Genomic DNA, 26,162 nt, shown 5'->3' with positions numbered 1-26,162 from the left:
CGCCTTGGCCGCGAGGGTGTCGATGAGCTTCTGCTCCACCAGGTTGTGATCGCCACGGAGCAGGACGAGGGTGAGCTGGCCGTCAACCACGTACACCAGCGTCTTGATCTGCCGTTCGGCCGCCACCTCATGCAGGCGGGCCAGCTCCTCGATGGTGCGGACGTCAGGAGTGTCGAACGCCTCCGGGGCCGCCAGCCCAGCACCATCCACCACCGCTGGCAGGGCAGAGGTCGCCTTCTCCGCGTTGGCGGCGTAGTCACAGCCTGGGCAGCGGACCACCAGATCCTCACCCGCCTCCGAGGGGCTCATGAACTCGACCGATGCACTGCCGCCCATGCTCCCGCTCGATGCCTGCACAGCGATCGCGGGCAGGCTGAGACGGGCGAAGATCCGCTCGTAAGCGGTCCTGTGCAGTTCGAAGGAGCGGTCTAGGCCGTCGTCCTCGACGTCGAAGCTGTACGAGTCCTTCATGGTGAACTCGCGGACCCGCAGCAGGCCGCTCTTCGGACGGGCCTCGTCACGGAACTTGGTCTGGAACTGGAACCACATCTGTGGCAGGTTCCGGTACGACCGCAGCTCCTGCGACAGGACGGTGAAGATCTCCTCGTGCGTCATGCCGAGCGCCAGATCCGCCCCCTTGCGGTCCTTGAGCCGGAACATCTCCTCGCCCATCACCTCCCAGCGGCCACTGCGCTGCCAGATCTCAGCCGGATGCAGCGCGGGCAGGATGAACTCCTGCACACCGATCGCGGTCATCTCCTCGCGAATGATGTCCATGATCTTGGTACGGACGCGCACAGCCAGCGGCAGCAGGGAGTAGTGCCCGGCCATGAGCTGCCGGACGAACCCCCCTCTCACCAGCAGGCGGTGACTCACCGCATCCGCGTCCGCCGGGTCCTCCCGGAGAGTGGGCACGTACAGCTGGGACCAGCGCATGGGACCGGGGTCCGTCCTCTCGGTGAAGCTGTGGAGTGTCGCGGCAGCGGTCGCGCCGACATCACGACGGGAGGCGCATTCTAGTAGCGAAGCCGTGCCCGAATCTCACCGTTTGAGAAGCCCCAGGCCAGAAGCGGCGCCGGGTGGGCCGGGCTCGGTACCCGGACGGAGGCGAATTGGCAGACACGCCCGAGAGCGCGGCCAGCAGCGATCGAACCGTGGACGCCATCCGCCGTTACTACGACGCACTCGGTGACGAAGAGTCCGACCGCCTCACCAAGGACATCGCCGGCAGAGTGTCCTTCGAAGTCCACCGCCGTTTCCTGGCCAGTTACCTGGAGGAGGGGCAACGGGTCCTGGAGATCGGAGCAGGACCGGGACGGTTCACCACGGTGCTGGCCGAGCACGGGGGACGCATCGTGGTCACCGACATCTCCCCGGTCCAGCTCCGTCTGAATGAGGTCAACGTCGCCGCAGCGGGAGCCCAGCACGCCGTGGAAGCCCGCCACACGCTCGACGTCCGCGACACCAGCCGATTCCCCGACGCATCGTTCGACATCGTCCTGGCATACGGCGGCCCGCTCTCCTACGCCTTCGGCCAGGAACACGAAGCCCTCACCGGCCTCCTCAGAATCGTGAAGCCCGAGGGCGTCATCGTCGCCTCGGTGATGTCCTTGTGGGGAAGCTGGAGGGCACGCTTCCAGGAGGCCACTCAGCTGATCCTCCACCATGGAACCGACATCAGCGACGCCGTCATCCGCACCGGCGACCTTCGCCACGTGCCCGGCATAACCCACGTCTGCCGACTGTTCACCTGGCAGCAACTCACCACGCTCGTCACCGAATGCGGCGGCGAAACTCTCGCAGGATCAGCCAGCAACTGGGCCAGTCTCGAAGACCCCACAGTCCTCGCCGACCTCGAACGCTCGCCCCAACTCTGGGAAAGGTTTCTCGCCTACGAGACCGCCGCCTGCGCCGATCTCGGCGCCCGCGACGGCGGCACCCATATCATCCTCGCGGCGCGCCCCAGCCAAACCGTACGGTGACCAGAACGACACCCCGTGCAGGCGCGAATGAGTACCTTCTCATCCAGAGCGCCACGGGTTATTACCCTGAGGAGCGCCCATCAGGCAGACACGCCGCCTCATCGCGTGACGTGCGATGAAACACCCACCACATGCGCCCTGGAAGTCGCGCCAAGACGTGATTACCGTCGGTGATTTGCGGGAGGGAAAAGTCTGGAGAAATACGTCGCTGTCCTGAAAGGCCAAGAGTAGACTCGGCGGGTATGAAGCAACGACGCCAGAAGAAGCTGGCGCGCGATCTTATCGACGCGACGTTGAGTTCGGACGCGGCGCGGGTGAAGAAGCTGTTGCGGGCCGGAGCTGACCCGGAGCGCAGGGACAGCGAGGGCGTCACCCCGTTGTATCGGGCGGCTGTGCAGGGAGAAGCCGAGATCGCACGGTTGCTTCTGGAAGCGGGTGCCGCCCCGGATGCCGAGAGCGAGGGAGGGGAGGGGGCGGAGGGCACACCCTTGTGTGCCGCCGCGTGCTGGGGCCACACCGAGGCAGTGCGTGAACTCCTGGCGCACGGAGCCGACCCCACCCTTCGTGAGGACGGAGGCAGGGGGATTTCCCCCCTGGAGTGGGCGAACTATGGCCCGCACCGGGAAACCGCCGCTCTGCTCCTTGCGGCGGGAGCGAAACCCGCCAGCGGAACGTCCAACGACTCGTAGCCCATGAGATAGAGCCCGCTACTTTCGCATCACCCCGTCAAACTTTAAACCGAGGCCGAGAAGACAGGACATGGCTGGTGGGACCCGTTGGGTGCTTGCCGGGCCACGCTGAGCCGACGCCCGTCCCCGCCCTTCGCCGGTCGCAACGATCAGGACGGCTGCATCCCCCGAGCTGACGAGCGTGCGCATGTTCCCCGCTGGGGCCGTGCCCAATCCCACCCGTACGGAGCATCAGGCATCGGGGTTTTCCCGTTCCCGATGGGGGAGGGTGTACCGCAGTGAGCGATGCGGTCACGCATGGCGATTTCCGGCCAACTCGCTCACTTGCGGGCAACCTCCGGGCCAGGCCACCTGTCTAGCCCGGTAAGTGTCCTGACGAGCACTCAGCACCTCTCCCGCTCTGGCGGGAGCAGACCAGAAGAGGGGAATTCCATGACGTTCTCACGTCGTGTCACGGTGACCGGAGCCGCCGTCTTCGCGCTGGCGGGCGCGGCCTCGGTCCTCGCTCCCACGGCCGCCGCCGCGCCGCCCACCGCAGCCGCCGCGTACAACGGGGCCTGCGGCAGTGGCTACTCCGTGGTGAACTCGGCTCCGGTCGCGAACGAGGGCACGGTCTTCCTGACCTACAGCCCTTCGGCACGGGCCAACTGTGTCGTCACCATCCGCAACAACCCTGGCTCCAGCCGGTACATGTCGGCCGTGCTCTCCACCGGCCGGGGCGCCGACTTCCGGACCTCCCGGGATGAGGGCTACTACACCCGGTACGCCGGTCCGGTCTATCTGACGGGCACCTCCGGCGCGTGCGTGAGCTGGTTCGGCGAGATCGACGGCCAGGTCGGCGGCAAGAACAACACCAACTGCGGCCAGAACTGACCACCTCAGGGGTGCCCGGGCTCCATGCTCCGGGCACCCCTTGAGCGGCCGGGGGCCGTTGGTGAAGTGCTGACCCAGCCGCTCCCGCGTCCGGTGAAGAACCTGCGGGGCGGCGGTGTGCTGGCGTGCCGGTGAGCGGGCCGCTGCAGGGCCGCGCGTCAGTGGCAGAGGGTGACGGCGGTGAGCGGTCAGCCGTCGGTCCGGGTGAGGTCGGCGGTGGGGCGGCCGGCGGCGTCGTCCTGCGAGGCGTAGCGCAAGGTGTGGTCCCCTTCCCGGAGGGTGAGGGTGACGGGGGCTGTCGAGTCGGCGCACAGCTTGATCCCGAGCACGGTGGGGCTGTCACCGGTCGGGTGATCGGTGAGTGTCAGCTTCGACTGGGTGATCTTGGTGAGTTCTCCGGTGCTGCCGCACTCGTACTCGCCCAGCCGCGCGGTCATCTCCACCACCTCATCGCCCGGTTTCCCCTCGCGGACGGTGAGGAAGAGGTTGCCGTTTCCCAGACCCTTGTCGGTGACGAGTTGCCCGCTCCAGGTTCCCAGGAAGTGACCGGGCACGGTGGTGGGGCTGTCCTGGGGGTTGTCAGAGGGGGAGAAGAGCAGCAGGGCGGTGACGGCCAGCGCGGCGGCGGTGAGGCCACCCGTGACGGCGAGCAGCGTCCGCCGCCGGACCGTCCGGCGCGGCGCTTCCCGCTCCGGCTGACCGGTGGGGGCAGCCGCCTCTGTGGGGTGGCCCGGGCCGCCGAAGGTGCCAGGGGCGCGGGGTGAGGTGGGGAGGTCCGAGAACCGGGGTGGCGGGCCGAAGGCTCCTCCTGGCGGTGCTGTCTTCGGGTCCTCGGTCTCCAGGTCCAGCAGGGCGACCGCCTGACGGCTGACCTCCTCCATCACCGGGCTGGGGAGCCAGCCCCCGGAGATGAGTGCCACGGCTCCGGCCGGGCCCGCGAGGTCGCGGGCCACCTCCGCCACGTCGGGCCGCCCGGCGCTCTCCTTGGCCAGGCAGGCGGAGACGAGTTCCCGCAGGGGGCCTTCCAGCCCCTCCAGTTCCGGGGGCTCGTGTACGACTTTGTAGAGCAGCACCGCGGGAGCGTCGCCGGGGAAGGGTGGCTGGCCGGTGGCGACGAAGGCCAGCACCGCGCCGAGGGAGAAGACGTCGGTGGCAGTCGAGACCTCTCGCCCGAGCACCTGCTCGGGCGACATGTATCCCGGCGAGCCGATGGCCACCCCGGTGGCCGTCATCGGGGTGGTGGCGTCGGTGGCGCGGGCGATCCCGAAGTCGATCAGGCGCGGACCGTCCAGGGTGAGCAGGACGTTGGAGGGCTTGACGTCCCGGTGCAGCAGGCCCCGCGTGTGCACCGTGGCCAGTGCCTCCGCCAGCCCCGCACCCAGGGCGCGCACGGTACGCGCGGGCAGCGGCCCGTACCGGGTGACGGCCCGGGCCAGATCCGGCCCCGCCACGTACCCGGTGGCCACCCACGGAACGTCGGCAGCGGGATCAGCGTCCAGCACCGGGGCGCTCCACTCACCACCCACCCGCCGGGCAGCGTCCACCTCCCGCCGGAACCGGGCCCGGAACTCCTCGTCGGCCGCGAACCGCGCGTGCACCACTTTCACCGCGACGGTACGGCCGCCCCGGCTGCGGCCCAGGTAGACCCGGCCCATGCCTCCCGATCCCAGCCGCCCCAGCAGCCGGTAGCCCCCCACGTACGCCGGGTCCTCCACCCCGAGCGGCTGCATCATCCGCTGCCCCCTCCAAGCACCGTCCACCCTTCCCCGGCCAGCGTAGACACTTCCCTCCCCACTGCTGGCACTTCGCCAAGCTATGTACTCCCCGGGGCGGGAGATGGTGTCCCTGGTGACCGGGACTGAGGACGCGTGCATCGCCTCCTCCAGAACGGCTCCTTCCCATACCTCCTGATCGCGGTCGGCCGCGTCTGACCAACCGCTGCCTGCCGGTGTCTGCGTGGGCGGGCTCGTGCCGCACGGGTCCGCCCACGCACCGGGTTTTCGGGCCTGCGGTCGGGGGCAGGCCGGTGTCAGTCCACGGGGGCGACGCGGATCAGGTTGCCGTCTGGGTCGGCGACGACGAACGTGCGCCCGAATACCTCGTCGCGCGGCTCACGGATGACGCGCACCCCTTTCGCCGTCCATTGCTCGAACCGGCGGTCGATGACCTCGGGGCCGCCGGGCAGCGTGAGGCAGACCTCGCTCGTGCGGGGCGCCTCCGGGGTGACGCTGCCGGTCTCGCCGCTCCAGAGCGCGAGCTCCGCGCCGTCTCCCAGACCGAAGGCGACGTATCCAGGGTCCTCGAAGCTCGGCTTGAGCTCCAGCAGGTCGGCGTAGAAGCGGGCGGCTTGGGGGGCGTCGTTGACGTAGACGATGAACACGATCGAACGCGACATTCCTGTACTCCTTGGGTCGTTCGCACGGAACGACTGGAGCGTGCTGGTCATGTGTGACAGGTCCCGTCGGGTATTTCTGAAATTCTCGGTCCCATGACTCCGGACCGTTTCTTCTCGCTGCTCCTGGCGCTGCAATCCCGGCAGACCTCGACGACTGCCGATCTGGCCGCGCAGGTCGGCGTGTCGGTGCGTACCGTCCTGCGGGATCTGCGGTGGTTGCAGGAAGCGGGCTTTCCCCTGGTGATCCGGCGCGGTCGCCTGGGTGGGGTGACGCTTCTCCCCAGTGGCTTGCTCGACACGTCGCACCTGACTCCCGACGAACGAGACCACCTCGCGCTGTACGGACTCGACGACGTGCAGCGCGAGCAGCTGGGGGCGGCGTCCGGGACCAGGCGCGCGCTGCGGAAGGTGCGCGGGGCGCTGCGCCGGTCGCGTAGCGATGCGCTGCCGCTCAGCGCGATCGTCACCACGGACAACAGGCCGTGGTTCTCCCCGGACGCTGAGGGCCTGCCTCCCGCTGCGCTGGCGGGTGACCTGCGGCGCGGGGTGCGGTTGCGCATCCGCTACCGCCGAGCTGAGGACACCGAGGCCACGTGGCGCGTCGTGGACCCTTACGGCCTGCTGGCCAAGGCGGGGAGGTGGTATCTCGTGGCGGACTCCGCGGGCCGTCCGCGACTCCACGCGCTGGAACGGCTCACTGAGTGGGAGCCGATGCGGGCCGCGCGTCGGCTGCGCCCGGGCATGACGCTGGAGGGTGTCGCGGCGGAACTCACAGCGCGTTGGGAGAATCCGGAAGCCGTTCAGATCCGTGCCGAGCTCGATGCGCGCCAACTCGACCGGGCACGGCGCATTCTCGGCCGTCGGCTGTCCCGTTGGGAGTGTGGGGGAGCGGGCCGCGTGTGCATGACCGTCACCGGCCGGAGCGTGGAAGACGTGCGGATGCTCCTGCCGTTCGGCGACAGCGTCACCGTGACCGGGCCGGTGGAAGCCCGCGAGCACATCCGGCACCTCGCTGCCCAAACCCTGCGGCAGCACTCGTGACGGCTGAGCCAGCCGCTCCAGGTGGGATTTCTGCGGTGGCCGGGTGCTCAGGGGACCGCTGCGGGACGCGGCCCGGGCGGCCGGGGTGGCTGCCGCAGGGCCGGGCAGGGCGGGGCAGGCCGGGGTGCCGCGGGGCCCGGGTGGTGCGGCGGGGTGTGGGGCCGCCGCACCGGGGTGGGTCAGCGGTCGGACAGGGTTTCGTAGCCCTCGATCTCGCGCGGGCTGCGCTGGCCGGGGCCGGTGTAGCGAGCGGAGGGGCGGACCAGGCGGCCGGTGCGCTTCTGCTCCAGGACGTGCGCCGACCATCCGGCGGTGCGCGCGCAGGTGAACATCGACGTGAACATGTGCGCCGGAACCTCGGCGAAGTCCAGCACGATCGCGGCCCAGAACTCGACGTTGGTGGCCAGCACGCGGTCGGGGCGGCGGGCGCGCAGTTCGTCCAGAGCCGCCTGCTCCAGTGCGGCGGCGACCTCGTAGCGCGGCGCGCCCAGCTCCTTGGCGGTGCGGCGCAGCACGCGGGCGCGCGGGTCCTCGGCGCGGTAGACGCGGTGGCCGAAGCCCATCAGCCGTTCGCCCTGGTCGAGCTGGCGCTTGACGTAGGCGGTCGCGTCGCCGGTGCGCTCGATCTCCTCGATCATGTGCAGCACGCGCGAGGGGGCGCCGCCGTGCAGGGGGCCGGACATGGCGCCCACGGCACCGGACAGCGCGGCGGCGACGTCGGCACCGGTCGAGGCGATGACGCGGGCGGTGAAGGTGGACGCGTTCATGCCGTGTTCGGCGGCCGACGTCCAGTAGGCGTCCACGGCGGCGACGTGCTTGGGGTCCGGCTCGCCGCGCCAGCGCCGCATGAAGCGCTCCACGACGGTGCCGGCCTTGTCGATCTCGCGCTGCGGCACCATCGGCAGCCCCTGACCGCGCGCGGACTGGGCGACGTAGGACAGGGCCATGACGGCGGCCCGGGCGAGGTCGTCGCGGGCCTGTTCGACGTCGATGTCCAGCAGCGGTTTCAGGCCCCACACCGGTGCGAGCATCGCCAGCGCGGACTGGACGTCCACGCGGATGTCCCCGGAGTGGACGGGGATCGGGAACGGCTCGGCCGGAGGCAGGCCGGGGTTGAAGCTGCCGTCCACCAGCAGGCCCCAGACGTTGCCGAAGGAGACGTGCCCGACCAGATCCTCGATATCGACCCCGCGATAGCGGAGCGCGCCACCCTCCTTGTCGGGCTCGGCGATCTCCGTCTCGAACGCGACGACTCCCTCAAGGCCGGGAACGAAATCGGACATCAGGCGGCTCCTCACGGTGGGCGCAGCGGCGGCGGCGGATGTGTGGTCCGGGTCGGCGGCCGTTGCCGGAATCCTGGGGTGGGCGCGGTGCGAGCTGGCGGTCTCCCAGTCTCGGGCGCGATCGAACACGATAGTCCCGGTCGGGAGGGTCCACACCTTTCCGGACGGCGATTTCTGCGGGTTCGTCACCGTGGGCTCGGGCGTGAGGAATGGCACACGCGGCGATCGGGTCGTCGCAGGTGTGAAGGCCGCCCGGAGTGGGCAGACTCGCCCACCAGCCGGGCAGGGTGGCGGCGGCATGATGCAGGATGAGGCTCGTGTCTGAACCCCACGACGCCCGTGACGAGGCCCCTGGTTCCGCCGACGCCGCTTCCCGCGCCGCGAATGGCGCCGCGAGCGGCGGCGCGAACAGCGGCGCGGCCCAGGACGCGGAGGCGTACCACGGTCACCGTGCCCACCCGGCCGACTACGCCATCGAGTCAGCCCGGCTCGCGGAGGCCGCCGCCACCTCGGCCGAGGCCGCGGCCCGCCGGGCGCGGCGCGCGGTGGACCCGGCCGCGATGCGCGCCCACTACCGGCACGAGGGCCTGCGGGAAGCCGAGCTGGCCGGGGAACCGTTCGAGCAGTTCGCGCACTGGTTTCACGACGCGCGGGAGGCCGGGCTGCACGAGCCGAACGCGATGGTGCTGTCCACGGCCGACGCGCAGGGGCGGCCCAGCTCCCGCACGGTGCTGCTGAAGGCGTACGACCGCGCGGGCTTCGTCTTCTTCACGCACTACGGCTCCCGCAAGGGGCTGGAGATCGAGGAGAACCCGTGGGTCTCGCTGCTGTTCCCGTGGCACGGCATCGCGCGACAGGTGATCGTCTCGGGACGGGCGCGGCGCACGGCCCGGGCGGAGACGACGGCGTACTTCCGTACCCGGCCGCACGGCTCCCAGCTCGGGGCGTGGGCGAGCGAGCAGTCCGCGACGGTGGCCTCGCGCACGGAGCTGGACGCGCTGTACGCGTCGCTGGCCGCGCGGTATCCCGAGGGCGCCGACGTTCCGGCGCCCCCGCGCTGGGGCGGGTACCGCGTCGTCCCCGAGACGGTGGAGTTCTGGCAGGGACGCGAGAACCGGCTGCACGACCGGCTGCGGTACCGCCGCGCGGGCTCCGCGTGGACGGTGGAGCGGCTGGCGCCGTAGCCGTCGGCGGGGCAGCCGGGCCGGAAACGGGAAACGGCCCGTGGGCTGCTTCCGTGCCGTGCGGGAAGCCGCACGACGCGGGCCGGTCGGACGAACCGGCAGCCCACGGGCCGGGTGACTGCGTTGGGTTGGCCGGCCAGGCCGACCGTGCTGAAAGCGACGAACGGCCTTAGGCCGCAGTCACCTCACGCGTCCGGGAGTCAGACATTCTCCGGATCACCTCCTTTCCCGTGTGCCCGCACGCTAACGCGGCACCCCGCCCCCCGCGCAAGGGAATTTCCACCCCAGAACGATTCCGGCGGATTCCGCGATTTCAGCTGTGCGCTGCGTCACGTTCGCGTTGAATGGGTCCACGTGCACCGTGCACGTACTCCCGGGGGTGCCAGATGCCTGCTCAGCGCGATACCCACTCCGAGCGTGCGGCCGACGACGCGGGCGGCCCGGCGGACAAGCGTCCCGCCGCCGCCCAGCCCGAGGCGCGACCGGCCGCCCACCCGGACGACGACCGCCTGCTCGCCGCCCTGCTGGACGGCATGGACGCCGCGCTGTGCGCCTTCGACGCCGACGGCGTGGTCACCCACTGGAACCGGGAGGCCGAGCGCATGCTCGGCTGGAGCGCGGCGGAGGCGGTGGGGCGGCGCGGCCTGTCCGGCTGGGCGGTGCGCAGCGCGGACGCCCCGGAGGTCGAGGAACGGCTGCTGGCGGCCATGACGGTGCCCGGCCGCCAGGTGCACGAGTTCGCGCTGCTCACCAAGGACGGCGGCCGGGTGCTGGTGCGCACCCAGTCCTCCGGGGTGCGCGACGCGGCCGGTGCGCCCGCCGGGGTGTACTGCGCGTTCAGCGAGGCGCACACGCAGATCGACCTGGAGCGTTCGATCGCGCTGAGCGAAGGGTTGTTCGACGAGGCGTCCTGGGGGGTCGTGCTCATCGACGCGGACTTGCGCCCCGCCGTGGTCAACGCGCACGCCGCCCGCGCGTTCGGCGTGCGCCGCTCCGGCCTGCTCGGGCGGCCGCTCGGGGACGTCCTGGGCAACGGCCTGGAGGAGCTGGAGGGCGCGCTGCACCACGTGCTGGCCGAGGGCACGCCGCCCGCGCCCGCCGACCTGTGGGTGACGCTGCGGCCGGGTGGTGACGGACCCGTCGAGCCGCCGCTGCGCCGGTGCTGGCGGAGCAGCTTCCTGCGGCTGTCCTCGCCGCTGGCGGAGGAACCGGTGCCGCTGGGCGTCGCGTGGCTGTTCCACGACGTCACCGACGCCAAACTCACCGAGCAGCAGGCGGCGCGCACCCGGTTCCGCGACAGCCAGCTGCACCGGGCCGCGCGGGCCGCCGCCGAGTGCGAGGACCCGATGGAGGCCGCCGCCGTCCACCTGGACTTCGCGCTCGCCGGATACGCCGACCACGCCCTGCTCGACCTGGCGGCCGGTGCCCGGCTGGTGCGGGCGGCGCACGCGCCGGGCGGCGCACAGGAACACTGGCACCCCCACCCGGACAGCGGCCTGCCAGTGCCCTATATGGCCAACCACCCCGCCCTCCAGGCGTTCGAACACGGCGGCCCGGTGCGCACGGGTGCGGGCGGCAGCACCTCGCCGGAGTGGGCGCGGGCGCGTTCCTGGCCGGAGGGGACGGCGTACGGCATGTGCACGGCCCTGCGCAGCCGGGGCCGGACGCTGGGGGTGGTGACGTTCCTGCGCGGCGCGGCCCGCCGTGGCTTCGACCGCGCGGACATCGCCTACGGGCAGGACATCGCGGTACGCGTCGCCGCCGCCGTCGATCTGGCGCAGGCGGTGCGCGGCGAACGCCGGGAACGCGGAGCGCGCGGTGCCCGTGGCGGCCTGGGCCAGCCGCCCGCTCCGCGCTGGTAGCGGCGTCTTGGACGCGGCACCCGGGACCCGGCTGGGTACGCCTCGCGGGCTCCGGCGCGGGGCGCGCGGCTCCGGCGCGGCACGCGGACCGGCGTGGAGTGCGGACCGGTGTGGGCACGCGGCTCCGGCGCGGCACGCGGACCGGTGTGGGCACTCCGGGCGCGCGCCCGGGGCTCAGGGGCGGCGGTAGAGGATCTGGTCCGCGTGCTGGGCCATCACTTGCTCGTTCCAGTCGTGGCCGCCGTCCACGTTGCCCGAGCGCAGCAGCGGCGGCGTCAGACCGCGCGCGATCAGCTCCCCGGCCGCCGTGGCCACCGTGGCCTGCAGCAGCGCGCAGGCGACGACCGTGGACGCGGGTGCGAAGGGGGCGGGCACCCCGGGGTGGCTGAGCACCGTGTCGCCGACGGGGACGCGGCTGTCCAGGACGACATCGCAGTGGTCCTTCAAGAACGTGCCCGAGGGGTGCCGCGAGCGGGTGGCGTACGCGTAGGCGACCGAGGTGACGCCGACGACCCGCAGCCCGCGCTCCCGCGCCCCGGACGCCATCTCCACCGGCAGCGGGTTGCGCCCGGACAGCGAGACGACGACGAGGAGGTCGCCGGAGCGCGCCGGGGAGGTCTCCAGCACCGCGTCAGCCAGCCCCGCCACCCCTTCCAGCGCGCTGCCCAGCGTCGCCGGGGTGACCTCGACACCGACCGTGCCGGGTACCGGCAGCAGGTTCAGCACCGCGAGCCCGCCCGCCCGGTACACCACGTCCTGCGCGACGAGCGAGGAGTGGCCCGCGCCGAAGGCGAACAGCCGCCCGCCCTCGGCCACGGTGTCGGCGAGCAGCGCGCCCGCCGCCGCGACGGCCTCCGCTTCCTCGTCCCTGACCTCCCTCAGGAGGCTGATCGCGCTGTCGAAATACCGCTCGGCAAGCTCGCTCGCGCTCATGGCGCTCACGGTAGAGGACCGGGCAGGCCGGGACCAGGGTGCCGCCGGAGCCGGCTGTCGGCGCGATGGGTCAGAATTGAGGTCAGGGCCACCGCACCAGACGAGGGGCACGAAGAGCCATGTCAGGACTCATCGACACCACCGAGATGTACCTCCGCACCATTTTGGAGCTGGAGGAAGAGGGCGTCGTGCCCATGCGTGCCCGCATCGCCGAGCGGCTGGACCAAAGCGGCCCGACCGTCAGCCAGACCGTGGCCCGCATGGAGCGGGACGGCCTGCTGACGATCGCGGGGGACCGGCACCTGGAGCTGACCGAGGAGGGCCGCAAGCTGGCCACCCGCGTCATGCGCAAGCACCGGCTGGCCGAGTGCCTGCTGGTGGACGTGATCGGCCTGGAGTGGGAGCAGGTGCACGCGGAGGCGTGCCGCTGGGAGCACGTGATGAGCGAGGCCGTGGAGCGGCGCGTGCTGGAGCTGCTGCGCCACCCGACGGAGTCGCCGTACGGCAACCCGATCCCGGGCCTGGAGGAGCTGGGCGAGGCGGGGGACGGCGAGCCGTTCCTGGCGGACTCCATGGTGAGCCTGGCCGACCTCGCGCCCGGCCCCGAGGGCAACACCGTCGTGGTCCGCCGCATCGGCGAGCCGATCCAGACGGACGCCCAGCTGATGCACACGCTGCGCCGGGCGGGGGTGCAGCCGGGCTCGGTGGTGACGGCCACGGCGGGCGCGGGCGGCGGTGTCCACGTCGGCAGCGGCGGCGAGGCCGCCGAACTCCAGGCGGACATCGCGGCCCACGTCTTCGTCGCCCGGCGCTAGCCCGCTGGCTTGCTGGCCCGTTGGCTTGCTGGCGTGCCGCCGGGGGAGAGGTGGGGGAGAGGGAGGGGCGGCGAGGGGTCACCGGGCGATCGGTGGCGCGGCAGCGCCCGGTGCCGCTGGCTTGTGGGAACAGCACTCTTTTCCGTGGCACTTGGCTGGAACGCGCCCGCACAGGGGCGGGGCGTGGCACCCTGTGGCTCCACTGGATGCGGGACAAGCCGAAAGGGGGAGTGCGGGATGCGGGCGAACGAGGTTCCGGGGAGGGTGCGGGCGGCGGTGCCGTACGGGGCCGCCGCCCTGTTGTCTGGTGCTCCCCCGGTGGATGCGGCCCGAGTCCCCGAGCGTCCCGGGCCGCTCCCGCCGGGCGCCCGATACCTCCCGATGCCGCGCGGCGCCCGCCTCTCGCTACGACTCTCCCCGCCGGGGGCGCCGTCAACCGTGACGAGGCGTCACACGAACGAGGGAAGTTGCGCCACTTCCACCCCTGCTCGAATGATCGTTCGATACTGTGAGGGGTGGCATCACCCAACGGGGTACCAATTCACTGGAGATTCCCCGGGAATCCACCGGACGGGGAACACCGCCGCAGGCAACCCGGAGGCGAATCGGGGTAGACGAAGAGGCAACGCGGCAGCGACAGCTGAGGAACGGCAGTGACGGCGACGGACACGGGAACGGGGGTGTCGGACCAGATGGTGCGGCGCATCGATGTCACCGGTACGGGTGGGCTGCGGCTCGCCGCCTGGGAGTTCGCCGACCCGCCCAAGACGGTGCCAGGCCAGCGCTCCGCCGCGCCCGGTGAAACCCCCGCGCGTACGGCGTCGGCGCGCAGCACTCCCGAGGCGCCGGGTGAGGGCCACCGCCAGCAGCCCGCCGTGCTGTTACTGCACGGCCTCATGGGCCGCGCCTCCCACTGGGCGCCCGCGGCCCGCCGACTGGCCGGACGCTACCGCGCCATCGGCCTGGACCAGCGGGGCCACGGCCGCAGCGACAAGCCCGAGAACGGCCCGTTCGACCGGGAGGCGTTCGTCGCCGACGCCGAAGCGGTGCTGGAGCAACTGCGGCTTGGTCCCGTCGCGCTGATCGGCCACTCCATGGGCGCGCTCACCGCCTGGCAGCTCGCCGCCCGCCGCCCCGACCTGGTGTACGCCGTCGTCATCTGCGACATGCGGGCCTCCGCGCTCGGCGAGCAGTCCCAGCGCGAGTGGGAGGCGTGGTTCCGCTCCTGGCCGCTGCCGTTCGCCACGCTGGCCGACGTCCGGCGCTGGTTCGGTGGGGAGGACCCGGCGCTGGAGCGGCCCAGCCCATCTCGGGGCGAGTTCTACGCCGAGGTGATGGCCGAACAGGCTGACGGCTGGCGCCCGGTGTTCTCCCGCCAGCAGATGCTTCAGGCCCGGGAAGCCTGGGTGTACGACGCGCACTGGGACGAGCTGGCGCAGGTCCGCTGTCCCGCTCTCGTCCTGCGCGGCATCGACGGTGAGCTGGGGCGCGCGGAGGCCCAGGAGATGGTGCGCGTGCTGCCGCGCGGCGAGTACGGCGAGGTGCCCGACGCCGGCCATCTCCTCCACCACGACCAGCCCGACGCCTGGCACCAGGCCGTTGACGGCTTCCTCACCCGCCACTTCCCGGCCGACGTGGCCCAGGCCGACCTCCCCGGCTGACGCCGAACTCCGCGCGGTGCCGCCGGAGCCCAGCGCGGGGGCGCGCCTGCCGGGGAGGCCGGGTCACGTTGACCGGGTGCGTGCGGTGGCGGCTTCCTGGCCGCAGGCGTAGGCCAGGTGGGGCAGAAGCTCCTCCGCGTCGGGCAGCCAGCGGTTGGCGTCCGTGGGATGCCGGACCCACTGCACGCAGCCGCGTACCCCCACCCGGGTCGGCGGCGCGGCGATCCAGCTGCCCTCGCCGTGGGTGGCGAGGTCCAGCGCGCCAGGCGACCAGCCCAGGCGGCGGATCAGCCCCGGTGCCTTCGACGCCGCGCCCGGGAGTACGAGGAACAGCATGCGGCCCTGCGGGGTGCTTGTCACCGGGCCGAGTGCCACCTCCAGGCGCTCCATGCGGGCCAGCGCCAGACAGCCCGCCACCTCGGGCACGTCGATCGCGTCGAAGGTGCGGCCTGTGGGCAGCAGTACCGAGGCGAACGGCGTGCGCTCCCACAGGCGGCGGGCGGCGGTGGCACCGCCCGTTGCCCGTTCGCTCCAGCCCGGCTGGAGCGGGTGGGCGCCGGGGGAGGGGCAGTCCGCCTCCCGGCACACGCAGCGCGGGACGCCGGTGACGATCTCCAGCCAGCTGCCGGGCAGCACGTCCCAGTGCCGCTCGCTCGTGTAGCGCAAGGCGTGGTCCAGGAGGGTGTCGCCGTGCGGTGCCGGGCCGCGCGGTGTCGCACGGCCCGGCACCGCACGGCGTGGCGCGGGCACCTGCTGCTGCGCGGGGTCGGCGGGGTGCGGAGTTGCCGGGGTCGCGGGGCCCGCCGGGGTGAGGGCGGTCGTGTCTTCCACGCAGTTCCCAACTGCGCCGCTGGGCCAGGGTTACGGCTGTTCGAGTGGTTCGCGGCGGCGCAACGTTACGGCAGACCGGCGACGCCGGGGCATGCGGTCGGTCACGGGGGCGCACGGGTGCACGCAGGGGGGCGCGCGCGGCGCCGGGCGGTGCGGCTGGGTAGCCACACCGGGTGCGCTCCCGGGTGCGTCGCCCGCACCGTCGTCGGTTCGAAGGGGACACCGCATGGCCGCCAGACCGCTCACCGCGCGCCAGCCGAACGACCGGCTCGCCGCCCTCATCGAGGCGGCGGGCTCCTCCAACGCCGGGCTCGCCCGCCGCGTCAACCTCGTGGGCGCCGAGCACGGGCTCGACCTGCGGTACGACAAGACGTCCGTCGCCCGCTGGCTGCGCGGCCAGCAGCCGCGCGGCCAGGCCCCGGCGATGATCGCTCAGGCGCTCGCCCGCAAGCTGGGGCGCCCCGTCACCGTGGACGAGATCGGCATGGCGCCCAGCCGCGACCAGAGCTCCGGCGTCGGCCTGCGCTACGCCAGCAGCGTCCCGCAGGCCGTCGAGCTGGCCACCGAGCTGTGGCGCGGCGACGTCGCCAGCCACGACTTCCTCACCGGCCAGACGGTCGCCGCCGCCGCGCTGGTCGAGCCCAGCCGGGACTGGCTGATCTCCGCGCCGGACACCGAGGTCCCCCGCGGCAGCGGTCCGCGCGTGGGCCCCGGCGACGTGGCGGCGGTACGGGCCACCACCGCCGCGCTGTCCGAGCTGGACCACCGCTTCGGCAGCGGCCACGTCCGCCCCGTCCTCGCGCACTACCTGAACAGCGTCCTCGCCGGGCTGCTGGCCGGGTCCTACCGCGAGCCGGTCGGGCGGGCGCTGTTCGCCGCCGCCGCCCGGCTGAGCGAACTGGCCGGGTACATGGCGGTGGACACCAAACGTCCCGGGCTCGCCCAGCGCCACTACATCCAGGCGCTGCGGCTCGCCCAGGCCGGCGGTGACCGCGCCTACGGCGGCTACGTGCTCGCGGCCGGAATGAGCCACCTCGCGGCGTCCCTGGGCAACCCGCGCGAGATCACCCAGCTGGCGCGCGCCGCGCAGGAGGGCACCCGTGGCCGGGTCACCCCGCGCACCGAGGCCATGTTCCACGCGGCCGAGGCCCGCGGGCACGCCCTGCTGGGCGACCACCGCGCCTGCCAGCTCGCCGCGGGCCGTGCCCTGGCCGCGTTCGAGCGCGCCGAGGCCGCCACCGACGCGGGCGACGACCCACCCTGGATCGCCCACTTCGACGCCGCCTACCTCGCCGACGAACTCGCCCACTGCCACCGCGACCTCGGCCAGCCAGGGCCTGCCCAAAGCCGCGCGGAGGAGGCGCTCGCCGGGCATCCGCAGACCCGGGCCCGGCGCCGGGCGATCGGTCTGCTGCTCCTGGCCGACGCGCAGGCCGCCGGGCGTCAGCTCGACGCGGCCTGCCACAGCGCCGGGCAGGCGCTCGACCTGCTGGCGGGCCTGCGCACCGGGCGCGGGCAGGAGTACCTCGACGCCTTCCACCGCCGCCTCGAACCGTTCGCCGCCGAGCCGGTGGTGCGCGCGTTCACGGAGCGGAGCTCCGCGCGGGATTCGTCGCCGGTCCCGTCGCAGTCCTCCCCGCCGTCCGCGCCGTCCGCGCCGTTCTCCTCCCGCTCCTCCGCTGGGACGGAGGAGCGGGCGGGCGGGTGAGGCGGTGGCCCGCCGACGCGCTGAGCAGCGGGTGCTGACCGGTAGGGGGGACGACGTGGCCGCGTGTGCGAGTCACCGGGTAGCGTGACCCGCTGGCGCCGGTAGCGGAGCCGTGAGGTCAACACGCCGCCCGCACCGGCCGGGTGGCCGTGACGCGGGCACAGGTGGGTAAGGAGTCCGGCGGTGACAGCGCACAGCGGACAGGGCGACGAGCCCCGCGAGGGAGTTCTCCTGCCGCCCGAGGGCAGCGAGCCGTGGCCACCGCGTTCGCGTGAGGTCCCGCAGGCCCCACCGTCCGGTGGGCAGCCCTGGGGACGGCCCTGGGGGCCCGGCGAGGCACCGCCGCCCGCGCAGGCGCCCGTGGGGCCGTCCGGCGCGGCCGACGAGACCCGGGTGCTGCCGCCCCAGCCGCCCACGGGCTACGCGCAGCCCCCCGCGCCCCCGCTGCCCCCGCAGGCCGGTGCTGTGCCCGGGGCCGACGACGCGACGCGCATGCTGCCGCCGCTGGCGCCCGAGCCGTCCTACGGCGGCCCCCCGCCCCCGTACGCGGGTGCTCCCGGCGCGGCCGACGAGACCCAGCTCCTTCCCCCGCAGGGGGCGCCGCCCGCAGGCGGTGCGGGCGAGGCCGAGGCCACCCGCGTCCTGCCGCCCGCCACCGGTGCTCCGCCGCAGGACCCGGGGTCCGCCGGGAACCCGGAGGCCACGCAGCAGCTCCGCCGCGTCCCCCGGCAGGGGCACCAGCCGCCGCAGCCCGCGCACACCCCGCCCCGGGCGGCGCAGCAGCCTCCGGCCGCCCCGCAACAGGCGCCGCCGGGCGGCGACGCGCGCCAGCCCCCGGCGGAGTTCGACAACCTCTTCCGCCCGGCCGGGGCCGCGTCCGCCGGAGGTTCCCCGCAGCGGTCCGGCTACGGCTACCCGCTCAGTCCGCCCGGCCACGGGTACGGCTACCCGCCCGCCGGTCACCAGCCGCCGTCCCCGCCCGGACCCGGCGGCGGCCCCGTCCCAGGAGGCGGTGCCCACGGTGATCCCGGCCCGCAGGGGCCACGTACCTCCGGCGGACGGCGCCGCACCTACCTCATCGGCGCGCTCGCCCTGGTCGTGATCATCGGCGCGGGTCTGGTCGTCGGCGCGGTCACCAGCGGTGGCGGCGAGGAGGACGGCCGCGATGACACCCCGCCGAGCGCCGGGCCGAGCGCCGAGGCCGGGCAGGCGGGCCAGGAGAGTGCCCAGGAGCAGGCCCGGGCGCTGGACGAGCTGCTGGCCGACAGCAACAACAGCCGGGACACCGTCATCAGCTCGGTGCAGAACATCAAGGAGTGCACGAAGCTCGGCCAGGCCGCCAAGGACCTCCGCGACGCCGCCGACCAGCGCACCGACCTGGTGACCCGGCTCGGGGAGCTGAACCTCGACCAGCTGCCCGACCACGAGGCGCTCGCGGACGAGCTGACCGAGGCGTGGAAGGCGTCCGCCGCCGCCGACGAGCACTACGCCGACTGGGCCGACGACGCCGCAGCGGAGGGCGGCTGCCCCGGCGGCACGGCGAAATCGACGGACGCGCTGACCCAGGCGACGGCGGCCAGCGGGGACGCGACGGCGGCGAAGAAGGAGGCGGCGCGGCTGTGGAACCCCACGGCACGCGAACACGGCCTCCCCGAGCGCCAGGCCACCCAGCTGTAACCCGCAACCCCGCGCGGCGGCCCCGGTGCCGTGCTGCCGCGCGGCCGTGCCGGGCGGCGGGAACCCGGGTGGGTCAGCTGGGGAGGTTCAGGAGGGTGGGGCCCATGTCCACCAGCTTGCCGCGGGTGGCGACGAGCTGGCCTTCGCGGACCTGCTGGAAGCTCACGTTGGCGTTGACGATGCGCGGGTACTCCGGGGCGCCGAGCAGGTCCTCGTAGTGCCAGCGCAGGGCGGGCGTGATGCCGCCGGTGCTGACCGGGCCGGTGTCGTCCAGCGTCCGGTGGACACTGCGGTGGGTGATCTCCTCACCCTCCATGGACTCCAGCACCGCGCGCAGCACGGTGTAGGCGACCCACGTCGTCTGCACGCCCGGGTCGGCGGGGTCGATGCGGTTGTCACCGAAGGCGTACTCGTGCAGGACGCCCTTCATCTCATCCCACACCGGTTCCTGGAGGGCCGGGTACCAGCTGGTGACGTAGGAGCCCTCCAGCATGCTGCTGGCGCCGCCGGTGCGGTTGATCAGCGACTGCTCGACGCTGCCGAGCACGGAGGCGAGCGTCACCGCGGGCGCGCCGTCGCGGACGCGGGCGAAGGAGTCCAGGAACGTGCCGGTGCGCCCGCCGAGCGCGGCGGCGACGCAGGCGTGCGCGGCCCCGGAATCCGCGTCCGGCCCGGTCCGCGAGCCCTCAGCCGGCCCGGACGCCGTGGCGTACCGCTCGCGGCCGTCCGCACCCGGTGAACCGGCGTCCACGCCCGCGCCCCGCAGCGCGCGCCGGGCCTCATCGGCGTAGGACGCGGAGTCCTCCGGGGCGCGCACGTCCGCCGCCGGTTTCGCCTTGCCGCCGTGCAGCCCGGCGTTGAACAGGCCGGGCAGTTCGTCGCCCGCGCTGGTATCCGGCCGCACGAGCGCGGTGTCCTCGCAGACGTCGGCGAGCTGCCGGCCGCTGCCCGCGACGAGCGCCGGCTGGCCGCCGTTGACGGGGAAGGACAGCGGGCTGGACATCTCCTCCGTCGTCAGCCCGTATCCGCCGAGGTAGGGGATTCCGGCCACCTCCAGCGCGGGCATGACGGTGCGGGCGTGCTGCGTGTAGGAGCCGACGACGGCGACGGCGCCCACCTCGCGCGCCTGCTCGGCGCACCGCGCGGCCCGCACGCTGTCGTTGCCCTCGTCGCAGGTGACGACCTTCAGCTCGCGGCCACCCACGCCGCCGCTGTCGTTGACCCAGCGGGCGTAGGCGGTGGCGACCGCCGTCATGCCGGGCATGTTGGTGGCCTTGGTCTCCTGCGGGGCCCAGGTCATCACGGTGATCGGCGTGTCGGCCGACCCACCGGAGAGCGTGTCGCACCCGGTGACCGTGCCGGCGAGCGCGGCGACGGCGAGAACGGCGGCGGTGACGGGACGGAGGTCGCGTGGTGCACGCCAAGCGGTCATGTCGCGCCACCCTGCCGGGCCCACGTAACGGCCAAGTGATGGTTCCCCAACTGTGGGTGACCAGGAGATGAAGACGGGGGGTTCGGGGGACCGGGGGGCGCGCACGTACGATCGGTGACCGTGCACGCCCACGAGAGCTCTTCCCGCCGCACCCGCCGGTCCGCCACCATGGGCGGCATGCCGGTCAACGACATGCCCTGGTGGCGCTGGCGCAGCAACGTGCGCTCGGCGCTGCACATGCTCTCCGACGCCGTCTTCCAGGAGACGTACTGGCTCGCGGGCCGCCCCGGCTACGGGGACGTGACCGACGCCGTGTACCGCCTCGTCGAGGACACCTGGCTGGACCACTGGTCGGCCGAGAAGTACGTCGGCGCGGTGTTCCGGGACGCCGAGGAGGCCGCTGCCGTGGACGCGGCGGTGCTGCCCGTGCTGCGCATTCTGCACCAGGTCGGCGCGGACGCCCCCGTCGCCGCCTACCTGGAGCACCCCGGGTGGGCGCAGGCGCGGCAGGCGGCCCACGTGGCGCACGTCCTGCTCGCGCACAACGACGGGGACGACCCGCAGGAGCCGGTGAAGTCGCTTGAGGTGCTGGCGATCATGCTGCGCGCCGCCTGACCCGTCCGCCCGGTGTGCCACCCTGGTGCCCATGAGTTCGCCGTCCGCCGCCCCTGACCGGGCCACCGCCGACCAGTACGTGCTGACCCTGTCCTGCCCGGACAAGCAGGGCATCGTCCACGCGGTGTCCAGCTATCTGTTCATGACCGGCTGCAACATCGAGGACAGCCAGCAGTTCGGCGACCACGACACCGGTCTGTTCTTCATGCGCGTCCACTTCAGCGCCGAGCCGCCGGTGACGCTGGAGAAGCTGCGGGCCTCCTTCGCGGCCGTCGGCGACAGCTTCCACATGGACTGGCAGATCCACCGGGCCGACGCGAAGATGCGTGTGGTGCTCATGGTCAGCAAGTTCGGGCACTGCCTGAACGACCTGCTGTTCCGCTGCCGCATCGGCGCGCTGCCGGTGGAGATCGCCGCCGTCGTCTCCAACCACACCGACTTCGCCGAGCTCGCCGCCTCCTACGGCGTCCCCTTCCACCACATCCCGGTCACCCGCGAGACCAAGGCCGAGGCGGAGGCGAAGCTGCTGGAGCTGGTGGCCGCCGAGGGCGTCGAACTGGTGGTCCTCGCCCGCTACATGCAGGTGCTCTCCGACGACCTGTGCAAGGCGCTGCCCGGGCGGATCATCAACATCCACCACTCCTTCCTGCCGAGCTTCAAGGGCGCCAAGCCCTACCACCAGGCGCACGCGCGCGGGGTGAAGCTGATCGGCGCCACCGCGCACTACGTGACGGCCGACCTGGACGAGGGGCCGATCATCGAGCAGGAGGTCGAACGCGTCGGCCACGAGGTGACGCCGGAGCAGCTCGTCGCCATCGGCCGCGACGTCGAGTGCCAGGCGCTGGCCCGCGCGGTGAAGTGGCACAGCGAACACCGGGTGCTGCTGAACGGGCACCGCACGGTGGTCTTCGCCTGAGGGCTGTCCCTGCTCCGGGCCGCGTCAAAGGCGGCTCAGCGACGCCGTGGCCAGCAGGACGTCGTGGACGGCCTCGCGGTCGCCCACGGCCCCGGCCGCCGCGTCGCGCGGGGTGACGTGGCCCGCCGCGAGCTGGCAGAACTCCAGGCCGTCCAGCGCGATATGCGCCACCGTCTGGTGCTCGGAGCCGACGGCGGCGGGGGAGTCGAGCGGGATGTGCCAGTCTCCGCCGCCCGCGCCCTCGATCTCCAGGTGCAGGGAACGCCCCGGGGCTCCGGCGGCCGTCAGCGTGCGGGCGGGGGCCGCGAGGCCGGACCTGCGGCGGGCGGCGAGCACGACGGGCAGCATGCGGGCGGCCAGGTCCACCAGCAGCCGCAGGTGAGGCGCCGCGGGCTGCCGGTACGGGTAAGCGACGGCCTCGGCGATGTCCGCGCCGTGCACCCAGCACTCGAAGGCGCGGTCGAGGAAGGCGTCCGGCAGCGGCAGCCCGGAGCCGGGCACGATGAGGGCCTCCGCGCGTTCCACGGCGAACGACGCGGCCTGCACCAGCGTGTGCGACTGGGCCCGCCACGGCACCCGCGCCGAGCGCGGCGACCGCTCGCCCATCTGACGCCAGTACGCCTCGGTACGGGCGACGAAGGCGGGCGCGGCGGTGGCGGTCAGCGGGTCCGGCAGGCCGAGCGCGGTGGCCACCAGGCCGTCCACCGCGGTGAGGTGGCCGACGACCTGGGCGACCGTCACGCTCCGCGTCCGCTGCCGCTCGCCGTCGAACCAGCGCAGCCGCACCTCGGCGTCCCACTCCGCCGCGCCCATGTCGCGCAGCAGCGCGTCCAGCCGCGCCGCCTCGGCGTCGTAGGGCCCGGCCCACTCGGGCACGGGAATGCGGGCCGGACGCCGGTCCAGGCACCCGGCGAGGACGCGGGAACGCAGCAGCGGGTCCAGGTCCAGGCTCTCCTCGTGGCGCAGCAGGCCCACGGCGTCCCGCAGGCGCAGGGCCTCCTCGGCGCAGGCCGCGCAGTCGGTCAGGTGCGCTTCGACCGCCGTCGTCTCCTCCGGCGGACAGGCCGACAGCGCCCAGGCTCCCAGCAGCGACTTCAGCGTGCCGTGGTCGAACACGTCGCTGACCTCACCCGTCCCGGCATGCCCCATCGCCCCGGCGGCCTCTTCTGCTCCGTCGGCCACCTCTTCTGCTCCGTCGGCCACCTCTTCTGCTCCGTCGGCCACCTCGGCCCCGGCGGCCTCTTCTGCCCCGGCGGTCACCTCCGGCTCACCGGTCCGCGCCCGTGCCTGCGTCTGCCCCGCCCCGGGTTCCGGCCCCGGCGGTTGCTGCGGTGGGACCGGGTCCGGCGCACGTGGGGCGTCCGGCGCGGTGGGTGGGCCGGGCGGCTCCGGCGCGGCGGGCTGCTCCGGGGTGCCGAACCCGCCCGGGGCGGTGGGCCGCTCCCGTGCGGTGGGCCGCTCGGGCGTGCCGGGATCGTCCGGTGGCCACGGGACGTCGCGGTCTGGTGGTACCCACCGGGGCGCGTCGTCGGCGGCCGGGCGGGGCGGGGGTATGCGGGGTGGCTCCCCGGCGCCGTCGGCGCGGCCGTCCCCGCCGGGCAGCCGCGGGCCGCTCACCGCCCGCCCCCGAGCCCGGCGGGACCGGAGGGCGGCGGCAGCGGGGTCGCCGTCGAGAGCAGTTGCAGGCCCAGCCGCAGCCTGCGCCGGGCCTCGGCATCGGTGACGCCCAGATCCCGCGCCGCCTCCGGGTAGGTCCGGCGGCCCCGGTGGGCCAGCTCCAGCGCGGCCCGCAGAGTGGGCGGCATGGCGGTGACGATGTAGTCCGCGCGGGCGGCGGCTGACGCGGAGCGCACCCGCTGCTCCAGCTCCTCCGGCGGCCCGCCCGCCGCCGCGTGCCGGGAGCGCAGCCCACGCACCGCCTCCTGCCGGGCCAGCGCCGCGAGCCAGGCGCGCAGCGGGCCGTCCTTGGGGCGGTAGGCGTCCGGGTGCTCCCACACGTGCGCGAACACCTCCCGGGTGACGCCGGCGGCCGCGTCCTCCTCGCCCAGCACGCGGTACGCCAGGCCGTACACCAGGGACGCGAACCGGTCGTACAGCTCGCCGAGCGCGGCGGCCTCGCCGCGCACCAGCCGCTGCTGCATCTTGCGGTCCCAGCGTGGTGGTGTGTCGTGCGCCATCGTCTCGACCCCCAGGCCCTTCGGCTACGTCGAATGTAGGCGAAGGGTCCGACAGCCCGGGCCGCTTCGCGGCACATCTCCACCCGGCAACGCTCCGGATCGTGGCGAACTCCTCACGCACCGCAGGGTCCGCAGGGTCACCCCGGGGCGAACATCACGGACATTTCAACATGTTCCGCCGAGGGTTGTTACACGGTTGACGAAAACCTTAGGTGGCGCTCACCCCACTTGGGCTTAGGGTCAGGGAGTGGAACGTCGTTTCCCGCCGCGCCCGGCTGGGCAGCCGAGCGGGGAAGACCGGTTCCACAGGGCGAGGAAAGGCTTCGGTAGGTGTCGTTGAAGGTGGTGGAGGAGGAGCGCGGGGAGTGGACCGTCCTGCGGGTCTCCGGTGAACTCGACCTGGTGACCTCGCCCGCGGTCCGCCAGCACGTCCACGACGCGGTGGCCGACGGCCGCCTCCACGTCGTGCTGGACCTCTCGCACGTGCTGTTCTGCGACTCCAGCGGCGTCGGCGTCCTGATCGCCGCGCGGCGGCTCATGCACGCCTGCACGGGCAGCCTGCGGCTGATCCTCCCGGCCCAGGGCGCGGTGGACGGCTCGCACGTCAACCGGGTCCTCGCGGCGCTCGGGGTGCGGCGGCTGTTCGCCTGCTACCCCGACCTGGACGCCGCCACCGACGTCTCCGCCCGCCCGCTGACGGCGTAGCCGCCTGCGCCGCGAGCCGGGCGCGACGCGTGCGACCCGCGACGCGTGCGGCCCGCGACGCGAGCGGGATGCCGCGCGAGCCGGTGTGCCTCACCGGGGCGGGCGCCGTCAGCGCGTGGCCACAGTGGCGGTGGCGGCGCCGAGGAAGGCGTGGATCGCCTCGCGGGAGGTGTCGCGGCGGGCGTCCATCCCGGCCCGGGTCAGGCACAGGTCGTGCAGCTCGGTGACCGCCTCCAGCGCCCGGTCCGCCAGGCCGTGCAGCGCCGCGTCCGACGTCAGCAGCCGCAGCCGGTACTGGGCCTGGACCGCCGTCGAGCGGAGCTCGAAGACCTCACGCGTGAGCGAACTCACCTCCTCCACGCCGGGGCGCTCGTTGTGCGCGTACCAGCGGTGGACGACCAGGCGCCGGTAGTTGTGCAGGGCGCTGGCGTAGGCGGCGCAGGCGTCCAGGCGTTCCTGGCGCAGCCGGTGGGAGGCGTCCAACTCCCGTGCCCGCTCGGTGATCCGGCGTTGGAAGAGGTAACTGACCGTGGCGCCCAGCAGGGTGCCGAAGACCGCGATGAGCGCCGTAATCGCCTCCATGGTGATCAGTTCAGCACGGTGACGCCGCGTCACCGCACCGGGGTTACCGTCGGGCTATCGCCGGTCGATATGGGCTCGTGATGGGCTCGTGACGGACGCGCGGGGTCACGCGGGCCGGTGCTCCGGTACCCTCCGTGAAACGCGACGCCGGGTTACGCCCGCGTTCGAGTCGACGCGGCGGGCCTCGCACAGTGTGCGGGACGGGTACTCCTTTGCGCCGGAATATTCCGGACGTGCTTGTTCGGGCCGGAGCGTGTCGAGCAGGCTGTCTTGCTCCGGGGTCACGGCGGGTGACCACGTCGGTACTGGTGGTGTGAAACGGTGCAGATGCTTCAGGTGCAACTGGAGATCGGTGCGGACCCGACCGAGGTCGGCCGTGCCAGGCAGTGGGCGAGGTCACGGCTGGCCGGTTCCGGGATCAGCGCGGACGGCCCCCTGGGCGAGGCGCTGATCCTGCTCGTCTCCGAACTGGTGACCAACGCCGTCGTGCACACCGGTGCGCCCGCCGTGCTGCGGATACTGCTCCCCGGGCCGCGCGGCGTCGGCGCCGTCCGGGTCGAGGTCGCCGACCACAGTTGCCGCCCGCCGTGCCCGCGTCAGGCGGGCGACGAGGACTCCGGCGGGCGTGGCCTGGAACTCGTGGGCGGCCTGGCGGACCGCTGGGGCTGGCACCCCGAGGGGCTCGGCAAGCGCATCTGGTGCGAGCTGGACAGCCTAGACAGGCTGGACAGCCTGGACAGCGCTGCCACGGTCGCCGAGCCGGGGGCCGTACCCGTCTCGGCGCAGGCATAGGCCCACCCG

At 73.5% G+C, this 26,162-nt stretch carries 24 protein-coding genes; 14 read left to right on the top strand and 10 right to left on the bottom strand.

The window, feature by feature from the left end; genetic code table 11:
* Positions 1-936: proline--tRNA ligase (gene proS, locus JJV70_RS18200; protein ID WP_219049060.1), on the bottom strand; the 936-nt coding region annotated here is incomplete at its 3' end.
* A gap of 176 nt (positions 937-1,112) precedes the next feature.
* Between proS and JJV70_RS18195 the strand changes: the two genes are divergently transcribed.
* The 3 genes from JJV70_RS18195 to JJV70_RS18185 all read left to right on the top strand — a co-directional run bounded on the left by JJV70_RS18195 (position 1,113) and on the right by JJV70_RS18185 (position 3,544).
* Positions 1,113-1,982 carry a class I SAM-dependent methyltransferase gene (locus tag JJV70_RS18195; RefSeq protein WP_219049059.1) on the top strand — a complete coding sequence of 290 codons (870 nt, stop codon included), beginning with the start codon at positions 1,113-1,115 and terminating at the stop codon, positions 1,980-1,982.
* A gap of 242 nt (positions 1,983-2,224) precedes the next feature.
* The gene (locus tag JJV70_RS18190) at positions 2,225-2,671 is read left to right on the top strand and encodes an ankyrin repeat domain-containing protein (RefSeq protein WP_219049058.1); all 447 of its coding nucleotides are present in this window, start codon (positions 2,225-2,227) and stop codon (positions 2,669-2,671) included.
* Between the two features lie 432 nt (positions 2,672-3,103).
* Positions 3,104-3,544, top strand: coding sequence for a spore-associated protein A (locus tag JJV70_RS18185; protein WP_219049057.1), 441 nt, complete (start codon positions 3,104-3,106; stop codon positions 3,542-3,544).
* A 188-nt stretch (positions 3,545-3,732) separates the two neighbouring features.
* On the opposite strand, the gene JJV70_RS18180 is transcribed toward JJV70_RS18185, so the two are convergent.
* Both JJV70_RS18180 and JJV70_RS18175 read right to left on the bottom strand, forming a co-directional pair.
* Positions 3,733-5,277, bottom strand: coding sequence for a serine/threonine-protein kinase (locus JJV70_RS18180; RefSeq protein WP_374227313.1), 1,545 nt, complete (start codon positions 5,275-5,277; stop codon positions 3,733-3,735).
* Between the two features lie 296 nt (positions 5,278-5,573).
* Complete coding sequence (locus tag JJV70_RS18175; protein ID WP_219049056.1) at positions 5,574-5,939, bottom strand: VOC family protein; 366 nt, start codon at positions 5,937-5,939, stop codon at positions 5,574-5,576.
* Positions 5,940-6,032: 93 nt separating this feature from the next.
* Here JJV70_RS18175 and JJV70_RS18170 point away from each other — a divergent pair, with 93 nt between their 5' ends.
* On the top strand, positions 6,033-6,980 hold the full coding sequence (locus JJV70_RS18170; protein WP_219049055.1) for a YafY family protein: 948 nt from the start codon (positions 6,033-6,035) through the stop codon (positions 6,978-6,980).
* 179 nt (positions 6,981-7,159) lie between these two features.
* On the opposite strand, the gene JJV70_RS18165 is transcribed toward JJV70_RS18170, so the two are convergent.
* On the bottom strand, positions 7,160-8,263 hold the full coding sequence (locus JJV70_RS18165) for a citrate synthase 2 (protein ID WP_219049054.1): 1,104 nt from the start codon (positions 8,261-8,263) through the stop codon (positions 7,160-7,162).
* A 560-nt stretch (positions 8,264-8,823) separates the two neighbouring features.
* On the opposite strand from JJV70_RS18165, the gene pdxH reads away from it, so the two are divergent.
* Both pdxH and JJV70_RS18155 read left to right on the top strand, forming a co-directional pair.
* On the top strand, positions 8,824-9,447 hold the full coding sequence (pdxH, locus tag JJV70_RS18160) for a pyridoxamine 5'-phosphate oxidase (RefSeq protein WP_219049075.1): 624 nt from the start codon (positions 8,824-8,826) through the stop codon (positions 9,445-9,447).
* A gap of 386 nt (positions 9,448-9,833) precedes the next feature.
* Positions 9,834-11,309, top strand: coding sequence for a PAS domain-containing protein (locus tag JJV70_RS18155; protein WP_219049053.1), 1,476 nt, complete (start codon positions 9,834-9,836; stop codon positions 11,307-11,309).
* 174 nt (positions 11,310-11,483) lie between these two features.
* On the opposite strand, the gene JJV70_RS18150 is transcribed toward JJV70_RS18155, so the two are convergent.
* The gene (locus JJV70_RS18150; RefSeq protein ID WP_219049052.1) at positions 11,484-12,242 is read right to left on the bottom strand and encodes an SIS domain-containing protein; all 759 of its coding nucleotides are present in this window, start codon (positions 12,240-12,242) and stop codon (positions 11,484-11,486) included.
* Between the two features lie 119 nt (positions 12,243-12,361).
* On the opposite strand from JJV70_RS18150, the gene JJV70_RS18145 reads away from it, so the two are divergent.
* Both JJV70_RS18145 and JJV70_RS18140 read left to right on the top strand, forming a co-directional pair.
* A complete protein-coding gene (locus JJV70_RS18145) occupies positions 12,362-13,057 on the top strand; it encodes a metal-dependent transcriptional regulator (protein ID WP_219049051.1) in 696 nt (231 codons plus the stop codon).
* Between the two features lie 692 nt (positions 13,058-13,749).
* Positions 13,750-14,718, top strand: a complete 969-nt coding sequence (locus JJV70_RS18140) for an alpha/beta fold hydrolase (protein ID WP_219049074.1) — start codon at positions 13,750-13,752, stop codon at positions 14,716-14,718.
* Between the two features lie 63 nt (positions 14,719-14,781).
* On the opposite strand, the gene JJV70_RS18135 is transcribed toward JJV70_RS18140, so the two are convergent.
* Positions 14,782-15,447, bottom strand: a complete 666-nt coding sequence (locus JJV70_RS18135; protein ID WP_219049073.1) for a bifunctional DNA primase/polymerase — start codon at positions 15,445-15,447, stop codon at positions 14,782-14,784.
* A gap of 328 nt (positions 15,448-15,775) precedes the next feature.
* Between JJV70_RS18135 and JJV70_RS18130 the strand changes: the two genes are divergently transcribed.
* Complete coding sequence (locus JJV70_RS18130) at positions 15,776-17,257, top strand: transcriptional regulator (protein ID WP_257574156.1); 1,482 nt, start codon at positions 15,776-15,778, stop codon at positions 17,255-17,257.
* A 183-nt stretch (positions 17,258-17,440) separates the two neighbouring features.
* Positions 17,441-18,934 (top strand): hypothetical protein, encoded by a 1,494-nt coding sequence (locus JJV70_RS18125; RefSeq protein WP_219049050.1) that lies wholly within the window; start codon positions 17,441-17,443, stop codon positions 18,932-18,934.
* A gap of 73 nt (positions 18,935-19,007) precedes the next feature.
* On the opposite strand, the gene JJV70_RS18120 is transcribed toward JJV70_RS18125, so the two are convergent.
* Complete coding sequence (locus JJV70_RS18120) at positions 19,008-20,366, bottom strand: ABC transporter substrate-binding protein (protein ID WP_219049049.1); 1,359 nt, start codon at positions 20,364-20,366, stop codon at positions 19,008-19,010.
* 114 nt (positions 20,367-20,480) lie between these two features.
* Between JJV70_RS18120 and JJV70_RS18115 the strand changes: the two genes are divergently transcribed.
* Positions 20,481-20,981: a hypothetical protein gene (locus JJV70_RS18115; RefSeq protein ID WP_219049048.1), complete on the top strand. Its 501-nt coding sequence runs from the start codon at positions 20,481-20,483 to the stop codon at positions 20,979-20,981.
* A gap of 31 nt (positions 20,982-21,012) precedes the next feature.
* The gene (gene purU, locus JJV70_RS18110; protein ID WP_219049047.1) at positions 21,013-21,897 is read left to right on the top strand and encodes a formyltetrahydrofolate deformylase; all 885 of its coding nucleotides are present in this window, start codon (positions 21,013-21,015) and stop codon (positions 21,895-21,897) included.
* A 24-nt stretch (positions 21,898-21,921) separates the two neighbouring features.
* Here purU and JJV70_RS18105 read toward each other — a convergent pair whose 3' ends face one another.
* Positions 21,922-23,514 carry a zf-HC2 domain-containing protein gene (locus JJV70_RS18105; RefSeq protein WP_308294888.1) on the bottom strand — a complete coding sequence of 531 codons (1,593 nt, stop codon included), beginning with the start codon at positions 23,512-23,514 and terminating at the stop codon, positions 21,922-21,924.
* Complete coding sequence (locus tag JJV70_RS18100; protein ID WP_219049046.1) at positions 23,511-24,074, bottom strand: RNA polymerase sigma factor; 564 nt, start codon at positions 24,072-24,074, stop codon at positions 23,511-23,513. Before JJV70_RS18100 ends, JJV70_RS18105 begins: the two co-directional genes overlap by 4 nt.
* Positions 24,075-24,404: 330 nt before the next feature.
* Between JJV70_RS18100 and JJV70_RS18095 the strand changes: the two genes are divergently transcribed.
* Complete coding sequence (locus JJV70_RS18095; protein ID WP_219049045.1) at positions 24,405-24,779, top strand: STAS domain-containing protein; 375 nt, start codon at positions 24,405-24,407, stop codon at positions 24,777-24,779.
* A 108-nt stretch (positions 24,780-24,887) separates the two neighbouring features.
* On the opposite strand, the gene JJV70_RS18090 is transcribed toward JJV70_RS18095, so the two are convergent.
* Positions 24,888-25,361, bottom strand: coding sequence for a hypothetical protein (locus tag JJV70_RS18090; RefSeq protein ID WP_219049044.1), 474 nt, complete (start codon positions 25,359-25,361; stop codon positions 24,888-24,890).
* A gap of 321 nt (positions 25,362-25,682) precedes the next feature.
* Between JJV70_RS18090 and JJV70_RS18085 the strand changes: the two genes are divergently transcribed.
* Positions 25,683-26,153: an ATP-binding protein gene (locus JJV70_RS18085; protein WP_219049043.1), complete on the top strand. Its 471-nt coding sequence runs from the start codon at positions 25,683-25,685 to the stop codon at positions 26,151-26,153.
* The last annotated feature ends 9 nt before the right edge of the window (positions 26,154-26,162 follow it).

The organism is Streptomyces sp. JJ66 (assembly GCF_019303495.1).
Taxonomy (GTDB): Bacteria; Actinomycetota; Actinomycetes; order Streptomycetales; family Streptomycetaceae; genus Streptomyces.
The sequence above is the reverse complement of the archived record's forward strand: the minus strand, read 5'-3'. Positions and strand labels throughout refer to the sequence as shown.

Coding starts and splice junctions, on each gene's coding strand:
- JJV70_RS18090 (WP_219049044.1), bottom strand. CDS start 25,361: ATGGAGGCGATTACGGCGCTCATCGCGGTCTTCGGCACCCTGCTGGGC.
- JJV70_RS18175 (WP_219049056.1), bottom strand. CDS start 5,939: ATGTCGCGTTCGATCGTGTTCATCGTCTACGTCAACGACGCCCCCCAA.
- JJV70_RS18140 (WP_219049074.1), top strand. CDS start 13,750: ATGGTGCGGCGCATCGATGTCACCGGTACGGGTGGGCTGCGGCTCGCC.
- JJV70_RS18185 (WP_219049057.1), top strand. CDS start 3,104: ATGACGTTCTCACGTCGTGTCACGGTGACCGGAGCCGCCGTCTTCGCG.
- JJV70_RS18145 (WP_219049051.1), top strand. CDS start 12,362: ATGTCAGGACTCATCGACACCACCGAGATGTACCTCCGCACCATTTTG.
- JJV70_RS18150 (WP_219049052.1), bottom strand. CDS start 12,242: ATGAGCGCGAGCGAGCTTGCCGAGCGGTATTTCGACAGCGCGATCAGC.
- JJV70_RS18165 (WP_219049054.1), bottom strand. CDS start 8,263: ATGTCCGATTTCGTTCCCGGCCTTGAGGGAGTCGTCGCGTTCGAGACG.
- JJV70_RS18130 (WP_257574156.1), top strand. CDS start 15,776: ATGGCCGCCAGACCGCTCACCGCGCGCCAGCCGAACGACCGGCTCGCC.
- JJV70_RS18190 (WP_219049058.1), top strand. CDS start 2,225: ATGAAGCAACGACGCCAGAAGAAGCTGGCGCGCGATCTTATCGACGCG.
- JJV70_RS18170 (WP_219049055.1), top strand. CDS start 6,033: ATGACTCCGGACCGTTTCTTCTCGCTGCTCCTGGCGCTGCAATCCCGG.
- purU (WP_219049047.1), top strand. CDS start 21,013: ATGAGTTCGCCGTCCGCCGCCCCTGACCGGGCCACCGCCGACCAGTAC.
- JJV70_RS18100 (WP_219049046.1), bottom strand. CDS start 24,074: ATGGCGCACGACACACCACCACGCTGGGACCGCAAGATGCAGCAGCGG.
- pdxH (WP_219049075.1), top strand. CDS start 8,824: ATGCGCGCCCACTACCGGCACGAGGGCCTGCGGGAAGCCGAGCTGGCC.
- JJV70_RS18180 (WP_374227313.1), bottom strand. CDS start 5,277: ATGATGCAGCCGCTCGGGGTGGAGGACCCGGCGTACGTGGGGGGCTAC.
- JJV70_RS18120 (WP_219049049.1), bottom strand. CDS start 20,366: ATGACCGCTTGGCGTGCACCACGCGACCTCCGTCCCGTCACCGCCGCC.
- JJV70_RS18155 (WP_219049053.1), top strand. CDS start 9,834: ATGCCTGCTCAGCGCGATACCCACTCCGAGCGTGCGGCCGACGACGCG.